This window comes from Streptomyces sp. NPDC048659, assembly GCF_040650575.1.
Taxonomy (GTDB): Bacteria; Actinomycetota; Actinomycetes; order Streptomycetales; family Streptomycetaceae; genus Streptomyces.
This window is the reverse complement of the sequence record NZ_JBEZHM010000042.1, coordinates 41,970-67,743: the sequence shown is the minus strand read 5'-3', so window position 1 is coordinate 67,743 and position 25,774 is coordinate 41,970. Positions and strand designations below refer to the sequence as shown.

The 25,774-nt window shown below is 71.6% G+C and carries 19 protein-coding genes; 7 read left to right on the top strand and 12 right to left on the bottom strand.

Annotated elements, in window-relative coordinates:
• The first annotated feature begins 25 nt into the window (after positions 1-25).
• Entirely contained in the window at positions 26-913 is an 888-nt protein-coding gene (locus AB0C99_RS27625; RefSeq protein WP_362480386.1) for a metal-dependent hydrolase, read from the top strand.
• Positions 913-1,974 carry a PDR/VanB family oxidoreductase gene (locus tag AB0C99_RS27620; RefSeq protein WP_362480383.1) on the top strand — a complete coding sequence of 354 codons (1,062 nt, stop codon included), beginning with the start codon at positions 913-915 and terminating at the stop codon, positions 1,972-1,974. Before AB0C99_RS27625 ends, AB0C99_RS27620 begins: the two co-directional genes overlap by 1 nt.
• 20 nt (positions 1,975-1,994) lie before the next feature.
• Here the strand turns inward: AB0C99_RS27620 and AB0C99_RS27615 are convergent, their stop codons facing one another.
• On the bottom strand, positions 1,995-2,354 hold the full coding sequence (locus AB0C99_RS27615; RefSeq protein WP_362480380.1) for a hypothetical protein: 360 nt from the start codon (positions 2,352-2,354) through the stop codon (positions 1,995-1,997).
• Positions 2,355-2,392: 38 nt separating this feature from the next.
• Here AB0C99_RS27615 and AB0C99_RS27610 point away from each other — a divergent pair, with 38 nt between their 5' ends.
• Positions 2,393-3,112 (top strand): TetR/AcrR family transcriptional regulator, encoded by a 720-nt coding sequence (locus tag AB0C99_RS27610; RefSeq protein WP_362480378.1) that lies wholly within the window; start codon positions 2,393-2,395, stop codon positions 3,110-3,112.
• Positions 3,113-3,190: 78 nt separating this feature from the next.
• Here the strand turns inward: AB0C99_RS27610 and pulA are convergent, their stop codons facing one another.
• From pulA to AB0C99_RS27575, 7 genes are all read right to left on the bottom strand, one after another.
• Positions 3,191-8,530 carry a pullulanase-type alpha-1,6-glucosidase gene (pulA, locus tag AB0C99_RS27605; RefSeq protein ID WP_362480375.1) on the bottom strand — a complete coding sequence of 1,780 codons (5,340 nt, stop codon included), beginning with the start codon at positions 8,528-8,530 and terminating at the stop codon, positions 3,191-3,193.
• Between the two features lie 68 nt (positions 8,531-8,598).
• Positions 8,599-10,293 (bottom strand): carbohydrate-binding module family 20 domain-containing protein, encoded by a 1,695-nt coding sequence (locus tag AB0C99_RS27600; protein WP_362480373.1) that lies wholly within the window; start codon positions 10,291-10,293, stop codon positions 8,599-8,601.
• Between the two features lie 150 nt (positions 10,294-10,443).
• Positions 10,444-11,523: a LacI family DNA-binding transcriptional regulator gene (locus AB0C99_RS27595; RefSeq protein WP_362480370.1), complete on the bottom strand. Its 1,080-nt coding sequence runs from the start codon at positions 11,521-11,523 to the stop codon at positions 10,444-10,446.
• Positions 11,511-13,181 (bottom strand): glycoside hydrolase family 13 protein, encoded by a 1,671-nt coding sequence (locus tag AB0C99_RS27590; protein ID WP_362480367.1) that lies wholly within the window; start codon positions 13,179-13,181, stop codon positions 11,511-11,513. The genes AB0C99_RS27595 and AB0C99_RS27590 overlap by 13 nt, the downstream gene beginning before the upstream one ends.
• A 45-nt stretch (positions 13,182-13,226) precedes the next feature.
• Positions 13,227-14,129 (bottom strand): carbohydrate ABC transporter permease, encoded by a 903-nt coding sequence (locus AB0C99_RS27585; protein WP_362480364.1) that lies wholly within the window; start codon positions 14,127-14,129, stop codon positions 13,227-13,229.
• The gene (locus AB0C99_RS27580; protein WP_362480362.1) at positions 14,126-15,136 is read right to left on the bottom strand and encodes a sugar ABC transporter permease; all 1,011 of its coding nucleotides are present in this window, start codon (positions 15,134-15,136) and stop codon (positions 14,126-14,128) included. Before AB0C99_RS27580 ends, AB0C99_RS27585 begins: the two co-directional genes overlap by 4 nt.
• Before the next feature lie 31 nt (positions 15,137-15,167).
• A complete protein-coding gene (locus AB0C99_RS27575) occupies positions 15,168-16,445 on the bottom strand; it encodes an extracellular solute-binding protein (RefSeq protein WP_362480359.1) in 1,278 nt (425 codons plus the stop codon).
• Positions 16,446-16,761: 316 nt separating this feature from the next.
• On the opposite strand from AB0C99_RS27575, the gene AB0C99_RS27570 reads away from it, so the two are divergent.
• Entirely contained in the window at positions 16,762-17,784 is a 1,023-nt protein-coding gene (locus AB0C99_RS27570; protein ID WP_362480357.1) for a LacI family DNA-binding transcriptional regulator, read from the top strand.
• 87 nt (positions 17,785-17,871) lie between these two features.
• Positions 17,872-18,777: a phosphatase PAP2 family protein gene (locus tag AB0C99_RS27565; protein ID WP_362480355.1), complete on the top strand. Its 906-nt coding sequence runs from the start codon at positions 17,872-17,874 to the stop codon at positions 18,775-18,777.
• Between the two features lie 709 nt (positions 18,778-19,486).
• Here the strand turns inward: AB0C99_RS27565 and AB0C99_RS27560 are convergent.
• A complete protein-coding gene (locus AB0C99_RS27560) occupies positions 19,487-20,224 on the bottom strand; it encodes a GntR family transcriptional regulator (RefSeq protein ID WP_362480434.1) in 738 nt (245 codons plus the stop codon).
• 72 nt (positions 20,225-20,296) lie between these two features.
• Here AB0C99_RS27560 and AB0C99_RS27555 point away from each other — a divergent pair, with 72 nt between their 5' ends.
• Positions 20,297-20,752, top strand: a complete 456-nt coding sequence (locus AB0C99_RS27555; RefSeq protein WP_362480352.1) for an NUDIX domain-containing protein — start codon at positions 20,297-20,299, stop codon at positions 20,750-20,752.
• A 10-nt stretch (positions 20,753-20,762) separates the two neighbouring features.
• On the opposite strand, the gene AB0C99_RS27550 is transcribed toward AB0C99_RS27555, so the two are convergent.
• The 3 genes from AB0C99_RS27550 to AB0C99_RS27540 all read right to left on the bottom strand — a co-directional run bounded on the left by AB0C99_RS27550 (position 20,763) and on the right by AB0C99_RS27540 (position 25,033).
• Complete coding sequence (locus AB0C99_RS27550) at positions 20,763-21,557, bottom strand: hypothetical protein (RefSeq protein ID WP_362480350.1); 795 nt, start codon at positions 21,555-21,557, stop codon at positions 20,763-20,765.
• A gap of 411 nt (positions 21,558-21,968) precedes the next feature.
• Complete coding sequence (locus AB0C99_RS27545) at positions 21,969-23,558, bottom strand: amidohydrolase (RefSeq protein ID WP_362480347.1); 1,590 nt, start codon at positions 23,556-23,558, stop codon at positions 21,969-21,971.
• The gene (locus AB0C99_RS27540) at positions 23,456-25,033 is read right to left on the bottom strand and encodes an APC family permease (protein WP_362480345.1); all 1,578 of its coding nucleotides are present in this window, start codon (positions 25,031-25,033) and stop codon (positions 23,456-23,458) included. Before AB0C99_RS27540 ends, AB0C99_RS27545 begins: the two co-directional genes overlap by 103 nt.
• Positions 25,034-25,144: 111 nt before the next feature.
• On the opposite strand from AB0C99_RS27540, the gene AB0C99_RS27535 reads away from it, so the two are divergent.
• Positions 25,145-25,759 carry a TetR/AcrR family transcriptional regulator C-terminal domain-containing protein gene (locus AB0C99_RS27535; RefSeq protein ID WP_362480343.1) on the top strand — a complete coding sequence of 205 codons (615 nt, stop codon included), beginning with the start codon at positions 25,145-25,147 and terminating at the stop codon, positions 25,757-25,759.
• The last annotated feature ends 15 nt before the right edge of the window (positions 25,760-25,774 follow it).

Here is a 25,774-nt window from a genome sequence, read left to right as displayed (position 1 = left end):
GTCTACCCCTCAGTACATTGACGCCATGTCTAATACGCAGCCTGCACCGGTGGCGTCGGAGCACATCGAGCTCAAGGCCCGCAAGGTCTCCTTCGACTGGGAGGAGACCCCGCTGCACTGGGTTCCCGGCGACCCGTTCACCACCCACACCATCAACGTGCTGCACCTGCTGCTCCCGGCCGGCGAGCGCTGGTTCGTGCACGTGTACAAGCAGGTCCTCCCGTACATCACCGACGACCGGCTGCGTGCGGACGTCATCGGCTTCATCGGGCAGGAGGCGGTGCACTCCCAGGCCCACGACGACGTGCTGCCGCACCTCAAGAAGCTGGGGCTCGACCCCACCCCGTACACCGCGCAGGTCGACTGGTTCTTCGAGAAGCTGCTCGGCGACCGGACCCTGCCGCCCGGCCGGCCGCGCCGCTGGTGGCTGATGGAGCGGGTCGCGCTGATCGCCGCGATCGAGCACTACACCGCCTTCCTCGGCAACTGGGTGCTCAACGCCGAGGAGCTCGACCGGGTCGGCGCCGACCCCGTCATGCTGGACCTGCTGCGCTGGCACGGCGCCGAGGAGGTCGAGCACCGCTCGGTCGCCTTCGAGCTGTTCCTGCACCTCGACGGGGGCTACCGGCGGCGCGCCCGGACCTGGGCGGCGGCCTTCTCCGCGCTCGTCTTCCTCTGGCAGCGCGGGGTGCGGTTCTTCATGGAGAACGACCCGACCGTGCTCGGCGCCAAGCCGACCGTCGGCCAGTTCGTGCGCAAGGGACGCGCGGGCGTGCTGCCCTCCACCCCGGACATGCTGCGCTCCATCCCCCGCTACCTCAGCCGGAGTTACCACCCCACCCAGGAGGGCTGCACCGCCCAGGCCGCCGCCTACCTGGCGAGCTCCCCCGGCGCCAACGGAGGCCGTCACTGATGCCCCGCCTGCGTACCGTCGTCCTCGTCGCCGGGGCCGCGCTGCTCGCCAAGCGGGCCCTGCGGCGCCGGATCGACGCCTCCCCGCTGTGGCCGATGCCCGCGCTCGACGAGCCGGTCTCCGGGCGGGGCCGCGGCTCCACCGTCACCCACCGGGTCCTCGTCGCCGGGCGCCGCGAGCCCGCCGAGGGAGTCGTCGAACTGCGCCTGGAGGGCCCCGGGCTGCCCGCCTGGCGGCCGGGCGCGCACATCGACCTCGTCCTGCCCTCCGGGACCGTGCGGCAGTACTCGCTCTGCGGCGACCCGGCCGAGCGGGACGCCTACACCGTCGCCACCCGGCTCATCGAGGCCGGACAGGGCGGCCGGGGCGGCTCCCGCGAGGTCCACGAACAGCTGCACGTGGGCACGGAGATCGAGATCCGGGGCCCGCGCAACCGCTTCCCGCTGGCCCCCGCCCCCGCGTACGTCTTCGTCGCCGGCGGCATCGGGATCACCCCGGTCCTCCCGATGGTGCGCGCCGCCGAGGCGGCCGGGGCGGACTGGCGGCTGCTGTACTGCGGGCGCAGCCGGGCCACCATGCCGTACGCGGACGAGCTGGAGGAGCTGGGGCGCGGCCGGACCACCATGGTCGCCGAGGACGAGAGCGGGCGGCCCGACCTCGGCTTCCTCGGCGGGCTGCCCGCCGAGACCGCCGTCCACTGCTGCGGCCCCGAGGGGCTGATGGAGGCGGTGGGGGCCGCCCTGCCGGAGGGCCGGACGCCGGTCCTGGAGCGCTTCACCCCCGCGCGGGCCGGGGACGGGACGCCCTTCGAGGTCGAACTGCGGCGCTCCGGGAAGACGTTGACGGTGGCGGGCGACCGGTCGGTGCTGGCGGCCGTGCGGGAGGCCGTGCCGGGGGTCCTCTACTCCTGCGAGCAGGGCTTCTGCGGGACCTGCCGGCAGGACGTCCTGGCGGGCGAGGTGGACCACCGCGACGAGCTGCTCACCGACGAGGAGCGGGCCGGTTCGATGCTGATCTGCGTGTCGCGGTGCGCGGGCGAGCGGCTGGTGCTGGACCTGTAGTCCGTCAGGAGGTCAGTGCGTCAGGGCAGGACCAGCCAGTCCAGGGCGAAGGCGGTGAGCAGGCCGCCGGTGAGCAGCCAGGTGGCCAGGCGGGTCCGCCCGTTGCGGGAGAGCTCGATGACGACCCCGCACAGGATCATGGCGAGGCCGTAGACGCCGACGACGAGGACGGAGGTGTGGTTCGCCAGCCGCACCACCAGCACCGCGGCGGTCACGACGAGCAGGACCGATCCGGCGACGACCCGCAGCAGGCGGGCCTGCCGGGGGGTGAGGCCCGCCGTCTCGTCCGGCTCGGCGGGATCCGTCGCGGCCTCGTCCGGCTCCGTCGCGGTGTCGGCGGGCTCCAGGGTCTCCGGGGTCTCCTGCTCAGAAGCGCTCATGTGGCGGGAGCGTAACGGACTCCCGTTAGGCTGTTCGCATGACGACCGGGGTACGCCGCAGGATGGGCGTCGAGGAGCGCAAGCAGCAGCTGATCGGGGTGGCCCTCGAACTGTTCAGCCACCGCTCCCCCGACGAGGTCTCCATCGACGAGATCGCCGCCGCCGCGGGCATCTCCCGCCCGCTGGTCTACCACTACTTCCCGGGCAAGCAGTCGCTGTACGAGGCGGCGTTGCGGCGGGCGGCCGACGATCTGGCGGGCCGGTTCGTGGAGCCGCCGCAGGGCCCGTTGGGCGCCCGGCTGCTGCGGGTGATGCGGCGGTTCTTCGACTTCGTCGACGATCACGGCCCGGGTTTCGCGGCGCTGATGCGCGGCGGTCCCGCGGTCGGGTCCTCGACCGCGCACGCGATGATCGACGAGGTGCGGCAGGCCGCGTACGAGCAGGTCCTGGCGCATCTGGAGGTCACCGAGCCGCCCGCGCGGCTCGAACTGGTCGTCCGCTCCTGGGTGTCGCTGGCCGAGTCGACGGCGCTGCTGTGGCTGGACGGGCGGCGGGTGCCGCGCGCGGAGCTGGAGCGGCAGCTGGTGCACGACTTCGCGGCGCTGGCGGCGGTGAGCGCGGCGTACGACGAGGAGATGGCGGCGATCCTGGTGCGGTTCCTCGCCGACGAGCCCGCGGACGGGCCCTTCGGCGAGCTGGTCGCACGGCTGCTCGCCCTCGCGCCGCAGCCGCAGCCGCAGCCGCAGCCGCAGCCGTAGCCGCAGCCCTGGCCACAGCCGTACGCGCGGCCCGTCGCGGGCCCGCCCCGGAGGGCGGGCCCGCTTTCGCGTCGGGCGTCAGCCGGCCGTGTAGACCGCGACCGTGCGGGCCGGGACCGTGAAGGTGCCCGTGCCCCGGTCGTACGCGGCCGAGGCGGCCACCCGGTCGGCGCCCTTCGCCTGGACCGGGTGCAGGCGGTACGCCCGCCCGGCCAGGGCGCCGACGGTCTGCTCCTGGGCGCGCGGGGTCGCGTTGAAGACGACGACCAGGCCGCCGAGGCGCATGGTGACGACACCCGGGGTCTCGTCGCGGCCCGAGAGCGGGAAGGACAGGGCCTCCTGGACGCGCGCGGCCGAGTCGAGGGAGAAGACCGGCTCGGTGGCGCGGATCCGCTGGAGGTCCCGGAAGGCGGCGGACGCCCCGTCGATCTCGGCGCAGCCCGGGGTGAGCGTCGGGTTCGTCAGGAGCGGCTTCGCCGCGCCCCACTTGGAGCGGTTGTCGGCGGCGGGCGGCAGGCCCCGGCCGAAGCCGTTGCCGTCGCGGCAGTCCCAGTGGATCGCGTTGAACCAGTCGCCGCTGTCGTAGGAGTTGCGGTCGAGGGACTTGGAGCGGAGCAGGTCGGTGCCCGCCTGGGAGAGCGAGGGGCCCTGGGAGAGGGTGGCCGTCGCCATGGCGAGGACCTGCGTCCTGGCCCGGTCGGCCGCGGTGGTGGCGGCCGGCAGCTTGAAGGCGAGGGCGTCGTAGAGGGTCTCGTTGTCGTGGGCGTCGGCGTAGGCGAGGGCGTCGCCGGGGGCGGCGGCGTAACCGGCCGGGGAGCCGTTGTAGTCGACGTCCGCGCCCTTGACCGTACGCCCGGAGGTGTCGGTGAAGGTGTAGGCGGCCAGGTTGCCGCTGAGGCCGACCTTGATCAGGTCCTGGTAGTGGAGGAGGCGGGCCTTCTGTTCGGCGGGGGTGCCGTTGGCGGGGGACGTGTTGGGGTCGGTGAACAGGCCGCTGGCGAAGCCCTGGACGCCGGGGTCCTCGTCGAAGGGGCCGCCGCCGCGGACGGCGTCGCGGGACCGGTCGGAGAAGGTGGCGACGCCGGTGCCGGCCATGTTCTTCTGGGTGGCCTGGACGAAGCGGGCGTCGTCGGCGATCTCGCCGAAGTTCCAGCCCTCGCCGTAGAGGACGATCGCCTTGCCGTCGACGCCGTCCTTGGCGACGGTCAGGCCGTCGAGGGCCTCGCGGACGGCGAGGATGTTGGCCTTGGGGTGGTGGCCCATGAGGTCGAAGCGGAAGCCGTCGACCTTGTAGTCCCTGGCCCAGGTGACGACCGAGTCGACGACGAGCTTGCCCATCATGGCGTTCTCGGGCGCGGTGTTGGCGCAGCAGGTGGAGGTGGCGACGGAGCCGTCGGCCTGGAGGCGCTGGTAGTAGCCGGGCACGATGCGGTCGAGGACGGACTTGTCGGACTGTCCGGCGGCGACGGTGTGGTTGTAGACGACGTCCATGACGGTGCGCAGGCCGCTGCCGTTGAGGGACCGGACCATCGAGCGGAACTCGACGGTGCGGCGGGTGCCTTCGGGGTCGGTGGCGTACGAGCCCTCCGGCACGGTGTAGTGCAGCGGGTCGTAGCCCCAGTTGTAGGCGTCCTTGGCCGCGGCGGCGGCGACGCAGGACTGCTGCTCCTCGGAGTCGGGGGCGTAGACCTTCAGGTCGCAGGCGGGCGCGGTCTGTCCGGACTTCCTCTCGGGGATGGTGCCGATGTCGAAGGCGGGCAGGAGGTGGACGTAGTTCGTGCCGGAGGCGGCGAGGTCCCTGAGGTGGCGGGCGCCCTTGCTGCCGGTGTCGCCGAAGGCGAGGTAGGTGCCGCGGTGGGCGGCGGGGACGGTGGGGTCGGCGACGGAGAAGTCCCGGATGTGGAGTTCCTGGATGCGGGCGTCGCGCAGCGGCACGGCGGAGGGCTTCTTCAGGTTCCGCCAGCCCTTGGGGGCGAGGGCCGGGTCGGTGAGGTCGACGACGAGGGAGCGGGCGGAGTCGGTGGTGAGGGCGGTCGCGTAGGGGTCGGTGACCTTGTTGACGACGAGCTTCCGGACGCTGGGGGCCCAGACCTCGACGACGTACCGGTAGGGCTTGCCGGTCCAGGACTTCGGGCCGGTGACGGACCAGACGCCGCTCGCCTCGTCGCGGCGCATGGGGACGGTCTTCCCGTCGAGTTCGAGGGCGACGGACTGGGCGGTGGGGGCCCACACGGACAGGGTGGGGCGGCCGGAGCGGAAGACCGGGCCGAGGGCGGCCTTGGTCGCCGCAGGGGCGTACAGGTCGTCGAGGACGCCCGCCGTCTGCACGCCGGTGGCGGCGAGCAGCGCTCCTCCCCCAGAGCCTCCGGCCTGGGAGGTGCCCCCAGCGGCGCGCTGGGTGGCGAGGAGCTGGCCGCGCAGGGAGGCGCGGACGCGGTCGGCGTCGCGCGGGTCGAGCGTGAAGGCCGGGTAGTCCTTGAGGTGCGGGAACCTCGCCTTCTGCGCGTCGGTGAGGGTACCCGGGTTCAGCCGGAGCCACTGGCCCTCGGAGCTGAGGGCGCCGTCGGTGACGGTGATGCCGCCGCCGGGCGCGTACACGAGCTGCTGGCTGGTGGCGTCGGTGGCCTTCACCTTCCAGACGACGGTGGTGCGGTCGATCCACTGGGCCTCGGCCTTGCCGAGGTCGAGGGAGGGGGTGCCGCCGGTCTGCGGCAGGAGGTACTTCGGCTGCCCGGCGAGCAGCCAGACCTCGTTGCCGTAGGTGGCGAGGTCGAGGGACTGGTCGGTGGGCAGGTCCTTCTGGTCGCCCTTGTGCAGGATGTACGAGAGGGAGGCCGCGCCGTCGGTGAGCGGGACCTCGTAGACGGCGCCGTACGCGTCGAAGCGGGCCGGCATGAGCGGCCTGGACCAGTCGGTGGGCTCGGCGGCGCCGGTCCAGGTGTGCAGGCCCCAGCCGGTGTAGTCGCCGTCGGCGCGCTGGTAGTGGACGACGGCCTTCTTCTTGTCCTGCGGCGGCGTGGCGGGGGCGGTGTCGGACTGGCCGTCGGAGCCCTGGGTGATCCAGACCTCGCCGGTGCGGGCGAGGGTGACGGTGCGCTGCGGGCCGTCGGCGGTGCCGTCCTTCTCGACGGTGTACGGGACGGTGGCGGCGCCTTCGGGGACGCGGACCCAGGCGAAGGCGCCGTGGCTGTCGCGGCCGGTGAAGGCGGCCTCCTGGCCCGCGGCCTTCAGCGTCCAGCCGTCGTAGTCCCCGTCCGGGCGCTGGTAGTGCACGACGGCCCAGGTGCGGTCGACGGCGACGGGCTTCTCGGGCGGCGGGGCCTGCCCGGCGGTGGAGGCGGCGAGGGCGCTCGCGGTGCGGCCCGCGGAGTCGACGGCGACGGCCTTGTAGCGCAGGGCGGTGCCGGCGGGGGCGGTGACGTGCTGGGTGACCTTGTAGGGGGCGTGGTCGGCGGTGCCGAGGGTCTGCCAGCGCCCGTCGCCGACCTGGGCGGCGAAGACGACCCGGTCGAGGCCGCCGCCGGTGACGTCGGCGGTGAGCTCGACGGTGCCGGTGGCGCCGGTGGCGGGGGCCTTGAGGGTGAGCGCCGGGGCGGTGGCGGGGGCGGGCAGCGGGCGGTCGGCCCGCAGGACGACGGAGGACAGCGCGGGGACGGTGACGGTCACCTTGCCGCCCTCGGCGCGGGCGGCGCCCTCGCCCCCGTACAGGAGGCGGAAGGCGGCCGAGTCGACGGGGACCGTGACGGTCTTCGGCTCGGTCGCGCTGTTGGCGGCGACGAGGTACTCGACCTTGTCCCGGGCGTCGGTGCGGGTGAAGGCGTAGACGGAGCCCTCGGCGTACCGCTCGCGCTGGACGCCGTCGCGCAGCGCCGGGTGGTCCTTGGTGAGCTTCGACAGGGCTGCGATGGAGCGGTAGATCGGGTGCCCGGTGTCGTACGCGTCGGAGGCGTGGGTGCGGTCGGTGCCGAGCTGGTCGTCGTCGAGGTAGTCGGCGGTCTTCGAGGCGAAGAGGGTCTGGCGGGAGTCCTTGTCGCCGCCCGCGCCGGTGAAGCCCTGCTCGTCGCCGTAGTAGATCACCGGGTTGCCGCGGCCGAGGAACATCAGCTCGTTGGCGAGGCGGGCCCGCTTGAGGAGTTCGGCGTCGGAGGCGTCGGGGTGGTCCTGCTTGAGGAAGGTCCCGATGCGGCCCATGTCGTGGTTGCCGAGGAAGGTGACCTGCTCGTAGGCGTTGGCCTTGTCGGTGGTGTAGCGGTAGTCCTCGGCGAAGACCTTGGCGAGCCGGTCGGCGCCGGCGCCCTGGGAGGCGTAGGCGCGGGCGGCGTCCTGGAAGGGGAAGTCGAGGGTGGCGTCGAGCCGGCCGCGGGTGACGTAGGGGGCGGTGACCGTGGGGTCGGCGGAGTAGACCTCGCCGAACATGAAGAAGTCCTCGCGGCCCCGCTTCTTGGCGTACGCGTCGAGGGCGGTGGCCCACTGGGTCCAGAAGTCGAGGTCGACGTGTTTGACGGTGTCGATGCGGAAGCCGTCGATGTCGAAGTCGCGGACCCAGGTCTCGTAGATCCGCTTCATGCCCTCGACGACCTCGGGGCGCTCGGTCCACAGGTCGTCGAGGCCGACGAAGTCGCCGTACTCGGCGGACTCGCCGGCCCAGGTGGAGTCGCCTCGGTTGTGGTACATCGCCGGGTCGTTGAGCCACGCGGGGACCTTGACGGCCTCGTCGCCGGGGCGGACGACGGGGGTGTACGGGAAGGAGTCCGCGTCGGTCCTCGCGAGGGCGGCCCGGTCGGTCCGGTCGTCGAAGGGGCGGCCGTCCCTGTCGAGGTAGGGGTAGGCGCCCTTGGGGCGGTAGCCGTACTTCTTCTCGGCGTAGTCGACGGTGTCGGCGGTGTGGTTGGTGATGACGTCGAAGAAGACCTTCATGCCCTTGGCGTGGGCGGCGGCGATGAGCTTCTTCAGGTCGTCGTTGGTGCCGAAGTGCGGGTCGACCTGGGTGAAGTCGGTGATCCAGTAGCCGTGGTAGCCGGCGCTGGCGTCCTTGCCGGTGCCCTGCACGGGACGGTTCTTGAAGATGGGCGCCATCCAGATGGCGGTGGTGCCGAGGCCCTTGATGTAGTCGAGCCGCTGGGTGAGGCCCTTGAGGTCGCCGCCCTGGTAGAAGCCCTTGTCGGTGGGGTCGAAGCCGGTGCGCTCGCGGCTGCCGGTGAGCCCGCCGCGGTCGTTGGCGGGGTCGCCGTTGGCGAAGCGGTCGGGCAGCACGAAGTAGAACTGCTCGCGGGTGAGGTCGTGGCGGGCCGGGGTGGCGGCGAGCGCTCGGTCGGAGGGCGGGGCGGGCGGGCGCGGCGCGGCCGCCGCGGGCAGGACGGGCACGAGGGCCGCGCACAGGGCGGCGGCCACGACGACCGCCGTTCTCTTGCGTGTCACGAGGGTGCTCCCAGGGGTACGGGAAGGGGGGCCGCCCCGGTGGGGGCGGCCCTGGGGTGCGGGGCGGGTCAGATGCGGAAGGTGTCGTTCAGGACGGTCCGGCCGGCGGCGGGGACGGTCGCGGTGCGGTTGGCGCCGGATTCCCAGGTGACGTTCCCGGCGGCGTCCTTGCGGAGGTACTTGTACTCGAAGGCGGTGCCCGCGGGCAGGGTGGCGGCCAGCTTCCAGACGGGGTAGGCGGCCGGGTCGAGCTTGACGGCGGCGGCGGGGGCCCAGTTGCCGAGCTCGGGGCGGTTGCCGGTGACGTAGATGTCCTGGCCGACGCTGGTGGTGGCGGTGACGTTGAAGTCGGCGCCGGCGGTGGCGGGCTGGGTCGGGCCGCCGCCGCAGCCGGTGGCGCCGGTGTGCAGGGCGAGCGCGGTGTTGGCGCCGAGGGTGGCGGTGAACTGCCCGGCCGTGTTCACGGTCACCGGGGTGTTGGTCTGCACGTCGCAGTAGGAGCCGGCGGGCAGCGAGGTCTGGAAGGTGCGGCTGAGCGCGGAGCCCTCGTGGTTGATGGCCACGTACGCCTTGGCGCCTCGGCCGAAGGCGATGGCGTTGCCGCCGTTGTCCCACCAGTCGGTGACGGCCTGGCCGCGCGCGGTGTTGCGGAAGCCGACCATGGACGCTATTTCGCGCCAGGCGTGCTGGCACTTCCAGCCGTCGCTGTAGCAGGCGTTGACCTGGTTGCCGTTGGGGGCGCCCGCGTCCTTGTTGGTCCACTCGTAGCCGGAGTGGACGTCCGGGGAGCCGTAGGGCCAGGCCAGCATGAAGACGGAGGCGAGGGTGTAGTCGGCGCCGTTCTTGTAGCTGAGGGTGTCGCCGCCGCGCTCGGTGTCGTGGTTGTCGACGAAGACCCCGGACTGGCCGGAGGGCATGTAGCCCCACGCCTCGCCGAAGTTCTTGAGGTAGGCGAGCTTCTCGCCCTGGAAGACCCGCTTGAGGTCGCGGGCGTAGCGGAACTCCTGGACGTCGCCGTTGCCGAGGTACTCGCCGGGCGAGACGGCCTCTCCGGCGCCGTAGATGGCCTCCTGCTTCCAGTAGACGGAAGGATTCGTCAGGCGGGACTTGATGTTGGCGAGGTCGGCAGCCGGCATGTGCTTGGCGGCGTCGATGCGGAAGCCGTCGACGCCGAGCGAGAGCAGGTCGTTGAGGTAGCCGGCGATCCGGCCGCGCACCCAGTCCTCGCCGGTGTCCAGGTCGGGCAGGCCGACGAGTTCGCAGTTCTGGACGTTGGCCCGGTCCTGGTAGTTCGAGATGGTGGCGCGGCAGTCGTCCATGTCGGCGCCCGAGTAGAGGCCCGGGTAGTCGTACTTGGAGAAGCTCGTGCCGCCGGTCCCGGTGCCGGAGGCGTTGGCCATGTGGTTGATCACCGAGTCGGCGACGACCTTCACCCCTGCCGCGTGGCAGGTGTCGACCATGTTCCTGAAGGCGGTGCGGTCGCCGAGCGGACCGGCGATCTTGTAGCTGACGGGCTGGTAGGCGGTCCACCACGCCGGGCCCTGGATGCGTTCCTGGGGCGGGGAGACCTGCACGTAGCCGTAGCCCGCGGGGCCCAGCTGGTCGGTGCAGGCCCGGGCCACCGAGGCGAAGTTCCACTCGAACATCACCGCGGTGACGTCCTTGGCCCCGGGGGCCGCGGCCTCGGCCACCGGGGTGCCCGTGACGGCCACAGCGGCTCCCGCCACGAGGGCGAGTGCAGCGGCCACGGTCTTTCTTGCCATGTTTCCTCCTGTACGACGTCCCTGTCGCAAGAGCGGGTTCGCAAGAAGTTGCCGAAACTGACAGCAACTGTTTTCAGCCGCGACCGTAGGGGCGTACAGGCGTGCGGTCAACCCTTCCGGACACCGCAAGGCGAGGGAGTGCGCGAGGAGTTACGCGAGCGGCCGCTGCTGCGGCTGCGGCGCCTGCGCGGTGGAGCCGCGCACGACGAGCTCCGGCTGGAACACGAACTCCGTGCGCTGCACCGGGTTTCCCTCGATCTCCTCCAAGAGCGCGCCGACCGCCGCCGTCGCCATCGCCTGCACCGGCTGGCGCACGGTGGTCAGCGGCGGGTCGGTGAACGCGATGAGCGGGGAGTCGTCGAAGCCCACCACGGACACGTCCCTGGGCACGTCGAGCCCCCGGGCGCGGGCCGCCCTGACCACCCCGAGGGCCATCAGGTCCGAGCCGCACACGATGCCCGTACAGCCCTCGGCGAGCAGCAGGTCGGCGGCGGCGTGCCCGCCTTCGACGCCGAACAGGGTGGGCCGCACGAAGCGTTCGGCCTCGGCCCGTTCGACGCCGAGCTGTTCGCGCAGCTCGGCCGCGAAGCCCTCCGCCTTGCGCCGGGAGGGCACGTAGCGGGTCGGGCCGATGGCGAGGCCGATCCGCTCGTGGCCGAGCTCGACCAGGTGCCGTACGGCCATCCTGGCGGCGGCCCGGTCGTCGGGCGAGACGAAATTGGCGTCGATGTGCTCGTTGAAGCCGTTGATGAGGACGAACGGCACACCCCGCGCGGCCAGCCGGGTGTAGCGGGCCGGGTCGGCGGTGGCGTCCGCGTGCAGCCCGGACAGGAAGACGATGCCCGCCACCCCGCGCTCCACGAGCTGCTCGACCAGCTCGTCCTCGGTGGCCCCGCCGGGCATCTGGGTGCAGAGCACCGGCGTGTAGCCGTACCCGGCCAGGACCTGCTCCACGACCTGCGCGAACGCCGGGAAGATGGGGTTGGTCAGCTCGGGCACGACCAGGCCGATCAGGCCCGCGCTGCGCCGTTTCAGCCGTACGGGACGCTCGTAGCCCAGCACGTCGAGCGCGGCGAGCACCTTGTGCCGGGTCGCGCCGGCCACCCCCGCCTTGCCGTTGAGGACGCGGCTGACGGTGGCCTCGCTCACCCCGGACTGGGCGGCGATGTCCGTGAGCCGCGGGGCGCCGTTGCCGGCGCCCCGGGGCGGAGGGACCGTCACACCGCCCACCAGACGGTGGTGTCGGCGGGCAGCTCCACCACGCCCTCCCCGGGGGAGACGGGCTCGTTGGAGAGGAGGAACCGGCCGGGCAGCGGGACGGAGATGGCCCGGCCGGTGGTGTTGGCGGTGCAGACGAAGCCGTCGCGGCGGAAGGCCAGCACCCCCTCGGGCGCCTCCAGCCACTCGACGGCCTCGCCCGCACCGAGTCCGGGCCGGGCGCGGCGCACGGCCAGCGCCTCGCGGTACAGCTCCAGGGTGGAGCCGGGGGCGCCGGTCTGCGCCTCGACGCTGAGCGCGCCCCAGGCGGCGGGCTGCGGCAGCCAGGAGCCGCCGGCCCCGAAGCCGTACGAGGAGCCCTCGACGGTCCACGGGATCGGCACCCGGCAGCCGTCGCGGAAGCCGTCCTGGCCGGTGGCCCGGAAGAAGGACGGGTCCTGGCGGACCTCGTCGGGCAGGTCGGTGACGTCGGGCAGGCCGAGCTCCTCGCCCTGGTAGACGTAGGCGGAGCCGGGCAGCGCCAGCATCAGCAGGGTGGCCGCGCGGGCCCGGCGCAGCCCGAGCTCCCGGTCGCCGGGGGTGCGCAGCTGGGTGCCGAGGCCCGGCGGGTTGGCGAAGCGGGTGGCGTGCCGGGTGACGTCGTGGTTGGACAGCACCCAGGTGGTGGGGGCGCCGACGGGGATCATCGCGGCGAGCGAGGCGTCGATGACCTGCCGCAGCTCGGCGGCGTCCCAGTGGGTGCCCAGGTACTGGAAGTTGAACGCCTGGTGCATCTCGTCGGGGCGCACGTAGTGGGCGGTGCGCTCGACGGTCGGGGTCCAGGCTTCGGCCACGAGGACGCGCTCCCCGTCGTACTCCGCGAGGACCTTGCGCCAGGAGCGGTAGATCTCGTGGACGCCGTCCTGGTCGAAGAAGGGCATGACGTCGTTGCCGAGCAGCTTGAGCTGGTCGTGGCTGCCGATGTCGGGCAGGCCGGGGGCCTTGACGAGGCCGTGGGCGACGTCGACGCGGAAGCCGTCGACGCCCATGTCGAGCCAGAAGCGCAGGATGGAGCGGAACTCGTCGTGGACGGCCGGGTGGTCCCAGTTGAAGTCGGGCTGCTCGGCGGCGAAGAGGTGGAGGTACCAGTCGCCGAGGGTGCCGTCGGGGTTCTCGGTGCGGGTCCAGGCGGGGCCGCCGAAGATGGACTCCCAGTCGTTGGGCGGGAGTTCGCCGTCCTCGCCCCGGCCGGGGCGGAAGTGGTAGCGCTCGCGCAGCGGGGAGCCTGGGCCCTCGCGCAGGGCGCGCTGGAACCACTCGTGCCGGTCGGAGGAGTGGTTGGGGACGAGGTCCACGATGATCCGCAGGTCCAGCGCGTGCGCCTCGCGGATGAGGGCGTCGGCGTCGTGGAGGGTGCCGAACATGGGGTCGATGGCCCGGTAGTCGGCGACGTCGTAGCCGGCGTCGGCCTGCGGGGAGGCGTAGAAGGGCGAGAGCCAGACGGCGTCGACGCCGAGCTCCTTCAGATACGGCAGCCGGCCGCGTACGCCCTCCAGGTCGCCCATGCCGTCGCCGTTTCCGTCGGCGAAGCTGCGCGGATAGACCTGGTAGATCACCGCGTCTCTCCACCAGCCCGACTGCGTGCCGGTGGTGGGTGCGGCGTCGGCGGGAGGGGCGAGATGCTGGGTCATGTCTTCCTTGAGTCGGAGTCGTGAGGGGCCGGCGCGGTGTCCGGCTCAGCCCTTGACGGCGCCGGCGGACATGCCGGTCACCAGGTGGCGCTGGGCGACGAGGAACACCAGGGCGGCGGGGATCGCGATGAGCACGGAGGCCGCGGACATCGGGCCCCACTGGGCGCCGTACTGGTTGACGAACTTCTGGAGTCCGCCGGCGAGGGTCAGGTTCTCGTCGCCGACCATGAAAGCGGAGGCGTAGGCGACCTCGCTCCAGGCGGTGATGAACGAGTAGAAGGCGGTGACCGCGATGCCCGGCTTGGCGAGCGGCAGGATGAGCCGCCAGAAGGTGCCGAAGGGGGTGAGGCCGTCGACGTATCCCGACTCGTCGATCTCGCGCGGGATGGTGTCGAAGAAGCCCTTCATCATCCAGGCGCAGAACGGCACGGCGATCGTCAGATAGGTGACGACGAGGCCGGTCGGGCTGTTGAGCAGGCCCATCGAGGCCATGATGTTGTAGATCGGCACGATGAGGACGGCGACCGGGAACATCTGGGTGATCAGCAGCGTCCACATCAGCCCGCGCTTGCCGGGGAAGCGGAAGCGGCTGACGGCGTAGCCGGTGGTGGAGGAGACGAAGACGCCGAGCACGGTGGTGAGGGCGGCGACGAGCAGCGAGTTCCCGAACCAGGTGAGGAACGGGGTGTCGTTCAGCAGGTTCGTGTAGTTCTCGAACGTCGTCTGCTTGAAGAAGTCGGTGGTGGTCGCGAACTTCGCGGGCTTGAGCGAGGTCAGCAGCACCCACAGCACCGGGAAGACGGCGATCACGGAGGCCGCGATCAGGGCGAGGTGGAGCGCGGTCGAGCTGAGCGGCGAACGGCGGCCGCGGCGCGGCGCGTTCGCGGGGGCCTTGGCGGCGGGGGCCTCGGCCGTGGCGGCGGTGGCGGCGGGGGTGGTCGTGGTCACCAGACTTCTCCCTGCTTGCGGAGGACTCGCCGGTAGACCGCGGCGAAGACCATCAGGAGGATCAGGATCAGCACGCCCCAGGTGGAGGACTGCGCGTAGTCGCGCGGGCTGATCTCGAAGGAGAACTTGTACGCCTGGGTCACCAGGATCTGGGTGGCCTCGCCGGGTCCGCCCCGGGTGAGCAGGAAGATCACCGGGAACATGTTGAAGGTCCAGATGGTGGAGAGCAGCACCACCGTCGTGGAGACCGACCGCAGTCCGGGCATCGTGATGTGCCGGAAGCGCTGGAGGGCGCCGGCGCCGTCCATCTCGGCGGCCTCGTAGAGCTCGCCGGGGATGGACTGGAGCCCGCCGAGGAGGGCGACCATCATGAAGGGGACGCCGAGCCAGACGTTGACGGCGATGACCGAGAACTTGGCCCAGGTCGGGTCGTTCAGCCACGGGACGGCGTCGATGCCGCCGCCCGCGAGGAGCTTGTTGAGCAGGCCGTTGTCCTCGTTGTAGAGGAAGCGCCAGGCGAAGACGGAGACGAAGCCGGGCACGGCCCAGGGCAGGATCAGCAGCATCCGGTAGACGGAGCGGCCGGCGATCCGGCGGTTGAGCAGGTTGGCGAGGCCGAGGCCGAGGGCGAAGGTCACCGAGACGCAGGAGACCGTCCACACCAGGGTCCAGCCCAGGGTGGCGAGGAACTGGCTCCCGGTGAGCGCGTCGACGTAGTTGTCCACACCCACGAACTCGTAGGTCGCGGGGATGTGGTTGACGCCGATGGAGCGCTCGACGTTGCGCTCGTTGGCGTCGGTGAGCGACAGCCACACGCCGCGGACCAGCGGATAGCCGATGATCACGCCGATCACGATCACCACCGGGGCGACCATCGCCCAGGCGTACCAGTGCGTGGCGAGCGATCGCCGCGCAGCCCCCTGCCCCTTGCCAGTTCCGCGGCGCGGGCCGCGGGCGTCGTCGCCCGCGGCCTTCGCCACCGACTGGCTGCTGGTGTCCACAGCCATCAGCCGGTCCGCCTTCCTTCCCGCTTCCTCGTTACTTCCAGTCCTTCAGGAGCTTGCGGTAGGACTCGCCCGCGGTCTTGGCCGCCTGCTCCGGGGTGGCCTGGTCGGTGATGACCTTGGTGTACTCGGTGACCAGCGGCGCGAAGAGGCTGCCGCCCTCGGGGATCCAGGGGCGCTCGACGGCCTTGTCGACGACCGGCTTGAAGAACTTGATCTGCTCGTTCATCGCCACGTCGCTCTTGCCGTAGACCGAGGTGCGGGTCGGGAGCAGGCTGAGCTCCTTGGCGACGCGGGCCTGCGCCTCGGGCGAGCTCATGTACTCGACGAAGGCGTAGGAGGCGTCGAGGTTCTTGGAGCCCGCGTAGACGGCGAGGTTGTGGCCGCCCTGCGGGGCGCCCTGTCCGGCGGAGCCGGCCGGGACCGGGGCGATGCCCAGGTTGGCCTTGTCGGCGAACTCCTTGCCGGCGTACGTGTCGGTGACGGCCCAAGGGCCGTTGATCATCATGGCGACCTGGCCGTCCTTGAAGGCCGTCTGCATGTTGTTCCAGCCGTCGGTGGCGTCGGTCTTGGCGGCGCCCGAGTCGACGAGGTCCCGGACGGTCTTGAACGCCTTGACGCCGGCCGCGTTGTCGATCGTGACGGTCTTGGTGTCGGCGTTGACCATGTCGCCGCCCTCTCCGTAAAGGAAGGAGAGGAACCAGTAGGCGTCGTCGCCGCGCAGGTAGAGGCCGGTCTTGCCGGTCTTCTGCTTGATCTTGTTGGAGACGGCCTTCAGCTCGTCGACGGTCTTGGGGACCTCGACGCCGGCCTCCTTGAAGATCTTCTTGTTGTAGAAGACGCCCATGGAGTCGATGACCTGCGGGACGGCGTAGGTCTTGCCGTCGTACTTGGTGGAGGCGGCGGCCTGCTTGAGGAAGTCGTCCTGGTCCTTCAGGGCCGGGGTGCCGTCCAGCGGGGCGAGGTAGCCGAGGCTGGCGAAGTCCGGGGTCCAGGCGACCTCGGAGCGGATCACGTCGGGGGCGCCGGAGCCGGACTGGGCGGCGTTCTTGAACTTGTTCTGGGCGTCGCCGAAGGGCACGTTCACGTACTTGACCGTGACCTTGGGGTGCTTCTTCGTGAAGTCCTCGGCGAGCTTCTTGAAGACCTTGTCCTCGGAACCGACGGTGGAGGTGTCCCACCAGGTGACGGTGCCCGACAGCTCGCCCGAGCCGTTCGAGCCGCCGCCGGTGGAACCGTCGCCGCTTCCGCACGCCGCCAGGGACACACCCAGGGCCGCGACCAGCGCGGTGGCCGCTATGCCACGCCGCATGTGAACTCCTTCAACTGATCCCGGATGGTTCGAGGGTCCGGAAAGCCTCCTCATGCGACCGCTCCCTCGCGGCGCCCCGGGTTGCCAGGAACGTAACAGGGATGAAAACGAGCCGAAAGACCTTGCGGGAACTTTCTGCAAGACCCGGCGATCGTTACATTTGCGTGTCCTGAAGGTTGCCGACAGGCCGCTTGACAGCCCCGGAGCCCCTTCCCCGCTTGCAAGAACTTGCGAAAGCCCGGCGCCGGGCGGTCGCGGGCGGCCGGAACCCGAGCTGTGTGGGCAATCCGACGGGCGGGCGGTACAGTCCACTCCCATGACCGCGCGGCTCTCCGACATCGCAGCCCAGGCGGGGGTCAGTGAGGCCACAGTCAGCCGCGTGCTCAACGGCAAGCCCGGTGTGGCCGCGGCCACCCGCGAATCCGTGCTCGCCGCACTCGACGTGCTCGGCTACGAGCGCCCCGTACGCCTGCGCCAGCGCAGCGCCGGACTCGTCGGCCTGATAACCCCCGAGCTGGACAACCCGATCTTCCCCGCGCTCGCGCAGGTCATCGGGCAGGCCCTCACCCGGCAGGGATACACCCCGGTGCTCGCCACCCAGACCCCCGGCGGGTCCACGGAGGACGAGCTCACCGACATGCTGGTGGAGCGCGGGGTGGCCGGCGTCATCTTCGTCTCCGGGCTGCACGCCGACACCACGGCCGACACCACCCGCTACGACCAGCTCCGCGGCAAGGGCGTCCCGTACGTCCTCATCAACGGCTTCTCGCCCAGGATCCAGGCCCCCTTCGTCTCCCCCGACGACCGGGCGGCCATGGTCCTCGCGGTGACCCACCTCGCCGCGCTCGGGCACACCCGGATCGGGCTGGCCGTCGGGCCCAAGCGCTTCGTGCCGGTGCTGCGCAAGATCGAGGGCTTCCGCAAGGGGATGCAGGAACGCTTCGGGCTGACCCCCGAGGAGTCCGAGGACCTCATCCAGCACTCCCTCTACACCCTGGAGGGCGGCCAGGCGGCGGCCTCGGCGCTGATCGCCCGGGGCTGCACCGCCGTCGTCTGCGCCAGCGACATGATGGCGCTGGGCGCCATCCGGGCCGCCCGGCAGCAGGGGCTCCAGGTGCCGAAGGACGTGTCCGTGGTCGGCTTCGACGACTCCCCGCTCATAGCGTTCACCGATCCGCCGCTGACCACCATCCGCCAGCCCGTGCAGGCGATGGGGCAGGCGGCGGTGCGGGCGCTCCTGGAGGAGATCGGCGGCACCCCGGCCCCGCACAGCGAGTTCGTCTTCATGCCGGAGCTGGTCGTTCGCGGTTCAACGGCCTCGGCTCCCGTACGGGACTGAGGTCCGTCCTGGGTCGGAGCGGGTGCGCCCCGTCTCCGACCGAGGGATGATCGGTCGGTGGAACGGGATCTGGCAGACTCTTCTCCCATGGGTGAAACGACCGTGAAGAGTTTGGAAGACCGGACGACCCCGTCGTCACCCATCGTGACAGGCGGCCGACTGGCGCGCCTGCGCGCGCGGACACCGCGCCGGCCCACGATCTGGTTCGAGATCGCGCTCATCGCGATCAGCTACTGGACCTACTCCCTGATCCGCAACGCGGTGCCGGAGCAGAAGGCCCAGGCGCTCAAGAACGCCGACTGGATCTGGCAGACCGAGCACTCCCTCGGGCTCGCCTTCGAGCACACCGTCAACCACGCCGTGAACTCGGTGACCTGGCTGATCGTGGGCATGAACTACTACTACGCCACGCTGCACTTCGTCGTGACGATCGGCGTGCTCGTGTGGCTGTACCGCTGGCAGCCGGGCCGTTACGCGGCGTTCCGCACCGTCCTGTTCGCCACCACCGGCGTCGCCCTGGTCGGCTACTACCTGTACCCGCTGGCCCCGCCGCGCCTGATGAACGGCCAGAACTTCATCGACACGGTGCTGGTCCACGAGACCTGGGGCTCGATGGCCTCGGGCAACCTCAAGCACATGTCGAACCAGTACGCGGCGATGCCGTCGATGCACATCGGCTGGTCGCTGTGGTGCGGCGTCACCATCTTCCTGCTGGCGAAGGCGCCCTGGGCGCGGATCCTCGGCCTGCTCTACCCGACGGCGACCCTGGTCGTCATCGTGGCCACCGCCAACCACTTCTGGATGGACGCGGTCGGCGGCATGATCTGCCTGGCCTTCGGCTTCACCGTCTCCTACCTCTGGTACGGCTCCCGCCCCCACCACCTCCCGAAGCTGGTCGAGCCGGCCTTCCCGGTCGCGCAGGGGGGACCGGCGGCGGGCCGTGCCGTGTCGGCGGAGACCGGGCAGGGGCAGCGGGTCAGCTCCGGTAACTGAAAGCTCTCGCCTCTGGAAGCAGGGGCGAGATCGCCGGCTCACACCGCCTGGCGGGACGGCTCCCCACCTCGGAGACCCTGTCGTCATCGCGATCGGTCGGGGAGGTGCGGGCCGGGATGACCGGCGAAGAGCGCACACGCCTCGCGCTCCGGAGAACGCCCTCGCGTGGTGCAGTCCCGAAGTTCGACCAGGTCGGCCTCCGCCCCCGCCCCCGCCCAACGGGCCCAGAGGGCCGAGCGGACGTCCAGGGACTCAAGGGCGGCGAAGTGGTGTCCGTGCGGGTGCGCGTCCAAGGAGCAGTACACCGTCTGGTCGAGAGCCGGGTCGCGGAGCCGTGTCACGGCAGCGTCCAGTAAGCGAAGGGGCAGCCGCAGGGAGGCCGTACAGCTCGAATGACGGCAGCGGGGGCAGGCGCAGGCGGGATAGCGGCCGGGGTTCCCGAGAGGGTCGAAGGCGACGTCTTCGGAAACGGTGATGAACGGTCCCCAGGTGCGTCCAGAGTCCCGGGACACCCGCAGGGTCATGCGGGCAGGCCCCATCTTGAACGACGTCGGCGTCCTGACGAGTCACGAGCACACTCCTCTACAGAGGATGAAGTCCTTCACTCATGTATATGAGTGAGTTCTCGAAGAGTGCCCGGCCCGCCCACTTGAGTCAACCCACCGCAGGAGTGAGCATGCGGTGGGCAGCGGCGCGTTGTGGTGGCCCTTCAGTCCACAGCCGGAATGCGATAGCTGAGAACGAACTGGTCAGCCGCCATGAGGGTGTCGCAGACCTCCACCACCCGTCCCGTACTCGTGATCGCCTCCCTCACGAGGTGGATCACGGGTGCCCCGGAGCCGAGACCCAGCTCTGAGGCTTCGGCTCTCGCCGCCGACCTGGCCTGGAGCGTTTCGACGAACTCGGCGAACGCGTGCCCCGCGTCTTCGAGGCGGGCGTAGATGCCGCCGGGGCCGGGATTCTCGGCGAACAGCTCGGGGATGTCCCTCACCACATCCCAAGGAAGGTAGGACGTCGCCGTCTCCACCGGCACTCCGTTGCGGAAGTACAACCGCCGACGGGCCAGCACCTGACTTCCGGACTCCACCCCGAGCCTCTCGGCGACCTCATCGGGTGCCGCCACCGGGCCGACGAAGAGCACGCTGACCTTCGCCGTCGCCCCGGCCTGCTCCGACTCGGCCAGGTAGGCAGCCCTGCCACCACGCCGGTGCGATGCCCGGAACCTGTCCGACGACCGCGATCTCACCGGCGGCCGGTCCTTCACGAACGATCCCTTGCCGTGGCGCGTGTGGACCAGGCCGCTCGCACGGACCTCCACCATCGCCTTACGGATCGTGCCGCCCGAAACCCCGTACCGCTCCACGAGTTCGGACTCGCTCGGCACCATGTCGCCGGGCTTCAGCACGCCGGCCCGGATGTGTTGCACGATCTCGTCGGCGATCTGCACGTACCGGGGCACGGCCCGGCCGGCACCTGCGGAATTCTCCACGGTCCTCCTCACCCTCGTAAGCTCCTGCACATGAGTAACAGCCCTCAGGAAGCCGGGTCAACGCCGCTGCACTCCGTGTCCGTGGCCGGAGCCGTCGTGCGCGAGGACGGCCGAGTCCTCGCGATCCGCCGGGCGGACAACAAAACGTGGGAACCGCCGGGCGGGGTGCTCGAACTGTCCGAGTCGCCGGAAGAGGGCGTGATCCGCGAGGTCTGGGAAGAGACCGGCATCCATGTCGAGGTCGACGAACTGACCGGCGTCTACAAGAACACCTCCCGTGGAATCGTCGCGTTGGTCTTCCGCTGCAAGCCCTCGGGCGGCAGCGAGCGCACCTCGGCCGAGTCGACGGCAGTCGGCTGGCTCACTCCGGCGGAGATCGAGGAGCGCATGAGCGAGGTCTACGCGATCCGCCTGCTCGACGCCCTCGACGGCGGGGGCCCACACGTGCGCAGCCATGACGGCAGGCGGCTGCGCCACGTGCGGTGAGCCGGCCCTGTCAGTACCAGATATGCGAAGTGGTCATGCCGGGCTTCCGCTGGAGAGGGCCAGGGATGAGCGTCAGCCGAGCCGTCCCGTATACGAGCTGTGTTCTCCCCGTGTCGGGGACCGCCCTCACGCCTCGAAGCCCTGCTCGCGGATGGGTGAGCGCTGCCACAAGATCTTCCGGGTACGGGTACGACGTCCACTCCAGCTCCCAGTGATCGCCGCTGCCGTCGAGGCGACGTGAGTGCCCTCGTGAGCGCACCGAGCCTCGATCTCGGCTCGGAGGCGGGTTGAACCACCCTCCGATCGCCCAGGCTCCGATCGGGTCGCGGAGCCAGAGGCGCGAGGCGAGCGCTCCGAGCAGCACCTCGGCATCGGGAGTCATGGCAGGCAGGGAGCCGAGGGCTTCCTCTTCTCGTGGCGTAAGCGGCTGGTCCGGGCGCATCCACGAGCGCGGGTTGTAGGAGGGGCCGCCTCCGGTACCCCTGCTGCGGCTGGTCGTCGTCACGCGTGCACCGGTCGGCAGGTGGATCATCCGGATGGCCTCGTCCGGGTCGTCGAGCAGCCGCATTCCGGGCAGACACAGCACATCGGACTTGTGCTTCCCCAGAACCAGCCGATGGGCGATGTTGCCAGCGGCCTTTGAGATCAGGACCAGATCGTCCCGGCGTGGTGACACCGTGAAGGTGTACAGGCTCAGCTCGTAGAGGCAGGTCTCCGAGAGCCAGGCGGCGCGAGGGCCACAGTTCAGCACCGCGAGAGCCAACAGCGCTCTGAGCCGCCGCTGCGCGGGAATCTGGGAATCCATCCCCAGGTCCCCGTCGCGCCCGGTACCCAATGCGGCGGCAGTGTGGCTCTCACCGGTGAATGCGGACCGCTCTGCGGCCCAGGCTCGATGACGTGAACAGGGCATGGTCGATGCCTCCATCATGCTGCTGCCCGGACAGCTGCGAGGACGACCGTGAACGTGATCGGGCTCGAATTCCGCGAAGCGGGTGCACCACACCCTCTGCTGTGAGCCTGGCCTCGCCGGGGTTGGCCATCTCAACGTTCCGGAGCTTCGCGTGCCGCCGGTTCGTGGAGAGTAGCAATCGTGGCTGGTGAACGGCGGCAGTTCGCTGTATGTCGCCACGAAGAGCCACACGCAAGGCCGCAACCGTGGTGGGCCCTCGAAAGCGCGTCCTCGGGCCCACCGAGTGTCTGCGTCCAGAGACCCTCTTTACGCCTCAGCCCGGAAGCTGATCCGCCCGCCGGTCACCGTCAGTCGGACAGGAGCCTCGGCCGTCTCGTCGGCCGGGGCTTCCGTCGGGTCCAGGGCGAAGGCCGTGAGGTCGGCGCGGTGGCCGGGGGCGACGCGGCCCGTCAGGTGCTCCTCGCCCGCCGCGAAGGCCGCGTGGGTGGTCATGCCCTCCAGGGCCATCAGGCCGGTCAGGCCGGGCCTGGCCGCCGCCGCCCCGCGCGGGGCCTGGGCGGTGGCCAGCACCTGCCGGGCGTCGTAGTGCGCGATGGGCCAGTCGGAGCCCAGGGCCAGGTGCGCCCCGGCGTCCCGGAGGTCCCGGCAGCGCCAGGCCCGGTCGGCGCGCTCCTCGCCGAGGCGCTTGGACCACTCGTCGGTGTGGTCGGCGCGGGTGTAGGCGGTGTGCGGGGGCTGCATCGAGGCGACGACGCCGAGGGCCGCGAAGCGGGGCAGCTGGGAGTCGGGGACCGTTTCGATGTGCTCGACGCGGTGCCGGGGGCCGGGGGCGGACCCGAGGGACTCGACGGTGTCCAGGACGTGCCGGACGGCCGCGTCGCCGATGGCGTGGGTGGCGGTGCCGACCCCGGCGCGGTGCAGGTGCCGTACGGCGGCGGCGTACGCGGCCGGGTCGGGCCAGAAGGCGTCGGTGCCCTGGCCGTGGCAGTCGGCGTGCTCCAGCCAGGCGGTGCCGCCCTCGACGGTGCCGTCCATGAAGAACTTGACGCCGCCGATCCGCCAGCGCCGCCCGGCCCGGTCCTGGAGCCGGACCAGCTCGTCCAGCTCCTCCGCCGTGGCCCCGGGCATGCACCAGGGGGCCAGCCGCAGCCGTACGGGCAACTCGCCGGCCTCCTCGACGGCGGCGAGCAGGCCGGGTACGTCGGGGCCGCCGAGGTCCATGACGTGGGCGCCGGTGAGCCCGGTGGCGGCCATGGCGCCGAGCAGCTCGACGAGCCGGTCGCGGCGCTCGGCGAACGGCCGGGCGGGCAGCACCGGGTCCATCAGCTCCATGGCGGCGTGCTCGTTGAGGTGTCCGGTGGGGCGGCCCGCCGGGTCGCAGACGATCTCGGAGCGCTGGTCGAAGGCGCGCGGCCCGTCGATGCCCGCGGCCCGCAGCGCGGCGGCGCTCGCGAGGGCGGAGTGCCCGTCGTACAGGCGCAGGAAGGCGGGGGCTCCGGCGATCGCCTCCTCGATGAGCTCGTGGTGGATGGGGCGGCCGGCGAAGACGTTGTGGTCGAGGCCGAAGCCGACGATCCAGCCCTCGCGGCGCTCGGCGGCGCGGAGCGCGGCGCGCAGCCCGTCGAGGTCGGTGACGGCCGAGAGGTCGGTGCCCTCGGCCATCTCCAGGCCCCAGACCGGGTGGCTGTGGGCGTCGGTGAGGCCGGGGGTGAGGGTGGCGCCGCCGAGGTCGACGACCTCGGTGCGGGGGCCGCGCCAGGCGCGGGCGTCCGTGTCGTCGCCGACGGCGGTGATCAGTCCGTCGCGGACGGCGACAGCGGTGTGGCGGGAGAGGGCGGGGGTACGGAGGCGGGCGCCGACGAGGAGGAGGTCGGGCGCGGTGTGCTCTGCGGACACGAGGGGGCTCCGGATTCCAGGGGGGCGGTGGGCTGATCGGCGGGGGGTTCTTCGGCGAAGCGGGCGTAGATCTCCGGGCGGGTGCGGCGCAGCCGGTGGGCGAGGAGGAGGCCGAGGAGGAAGACGGCGGGGACGACGGCGACGAGGACGGTGTCCACGGTCGCGGAGGCGCCGGTGAAGAGCTGGACCTTGGAGGCGACCAGGTAGATGGCGACGGCCAGCAGGACGGCGGCGGTGCCGGGGGCGACCAGGGTGCGCAGGGCGCCCTCGGTGTGCGGGACGCGGCGGAAGTGGCGTACGACGGCGAGGGCGGCGAGCAGCATCAGCGCCATCAGCCCGAGCATCCCTGGGGTGTTCACCCAGAGCAGCAGCTGGGCGTACGGGTCGGCGCCCGCGGCGGCGAAGCCGAGGACGACGACAGCGCCGAGGGCGGTCTGGACGGCCCCGGCGACGTACGGGGAGCGGTGGCGGGGGTGGATCCGGCCGAGCGCGGCGGGCAGCACGCCCTCCTCGGCGAGGGCGAGGGCGTAGCGGTTGATCGCGTTGTGGAAGGCGAGCAGCGAGGCGATGATGCTGGTCACGATGAAGACGTGCATCAGGTCGGCGGCCCAGGGTCCGACGTACGTGGTGATGGCGGCGAAGAAGAGGCCGCCGGGGTCCTGGGCGGCGGCGGCCACGACCCGGTCCTCGCCGAACGCCTGGATGACGGTCCAGACGACGAAGGCGTAGAAGAGGCCGAGGAAGGCGACCGCGATGTAGGTGGCGCGGGGGATGGTGCGGTCGGGGTCGCGGGCCTCGCGGCGGTAGATGACGGTGGACTCGAAGCCGGTGAAGGCCGAGAAGGCGAAGGCGAGGACGGCGGCGGTGCCAGGGACGAGCACGTTGCCGGGGGCGAAGGAGCCGAGGGAGAGTTCGCCGGTGGCGCCGCCGTCGAGCAGGACGCCGCCGGCGAGGAGGACGAGTATGCCGGTCTCGGCGACGAGGAGGACGCCGAGGACCTTGGCGCCGAAGTCGATGGAGCGGTAGCCGCCGTACCAGATGACGAGGAGTCCGGCGAGGGCGATGGGCAGCCAGGGCGTGTCGACGCCCCACAGGGCGTGGGTGGTGTCGGCGGTGGCGGAGCCGAGCAGGCCGTAGACGCCGATCTCCATGCCGTTGTAGCCGACCATCGCGATGAGCGCGGCGGCGATGCCGACGGGCTTGCCGAGTCCCCGGGCGATGTACGCGTAGAAGGCGCCGCCGCCGCGGACGTGCCGGCTCATGGTGGTGAAGCCGACGGCGAAGACGGCGAGGGTGATGCCGGCCAGGAGGTAGCCGGCGGGGGCGCCGATGCCGCCGAGTCCGAGGGCGATGGGGGCGACGCCGGCCATGACGGTGAGCGGGGCGGCGGCGGAGACGACGAAGAAGGAGATGTCGGCGGTGCTGAGGGTGCCGGTTCTCAGTCCGGGCGGCTCGTCGGGGGTGCGGGACGACATGGGTGGGGAGGCCCTTCTGCGGCAGGAGCAGGAAACCTAAAGCCTTTCGGTTGGCGCAATGTAGCCTCGTGCCCGACGATTCGGGAAGACCTGAACTGGGAGAAGACCTGCATGGGCCGGCCGCGCACACCCCTCCTCGACCGGGAGCGCATCACCACGGTGGCGCTCGAACTCGTCGATGAGCGGGGGGACTTCAGCGTGCCCGCGATCGCCCGGCGGCTCGGGGTGCAGACGGCCTCGGTGTACCACCATGTGGACGGCCGGGACGGCATAGTGGAGCTGCTGCGGGAGCGGGTCTGCTCGGCGATCGACGGCGGCTCGCTCGACCGGGAGCCCTGGGACGAGGCCATGGGCGCCTGGGCCCGCTCCTATCGCGCCGCCTTCGCCGCGCACCCGCGCGCGATCCCGATGCTGACCACCTCGCCGGTCCGCGCGCCGAAGGTGCTCGTGCAGTACGAGAAGGCGGTCGGGCGACTCCTGGACGCGGGCTTCCCGCTGGCGGACGTGATGCCGGTGATCATCGCGATGGAGAACCTGGTGCTCGGCTCGGCGCTCGACATGGCGGCGCCCGAGAAGATGTGGGAGCTGGCCGACGAGACGGCCACGCCGAGGCTGGCGCGGGCGCTGGGCGCGATCGACGAGAGCCGGACGGACGCGGCCTTCGAACTGGCGCTCGCGGGATACCTGGAACACTGCCGGAGACGGCTCGCCGCCGTCGTCGACTGACCGAGGAGCAGCACC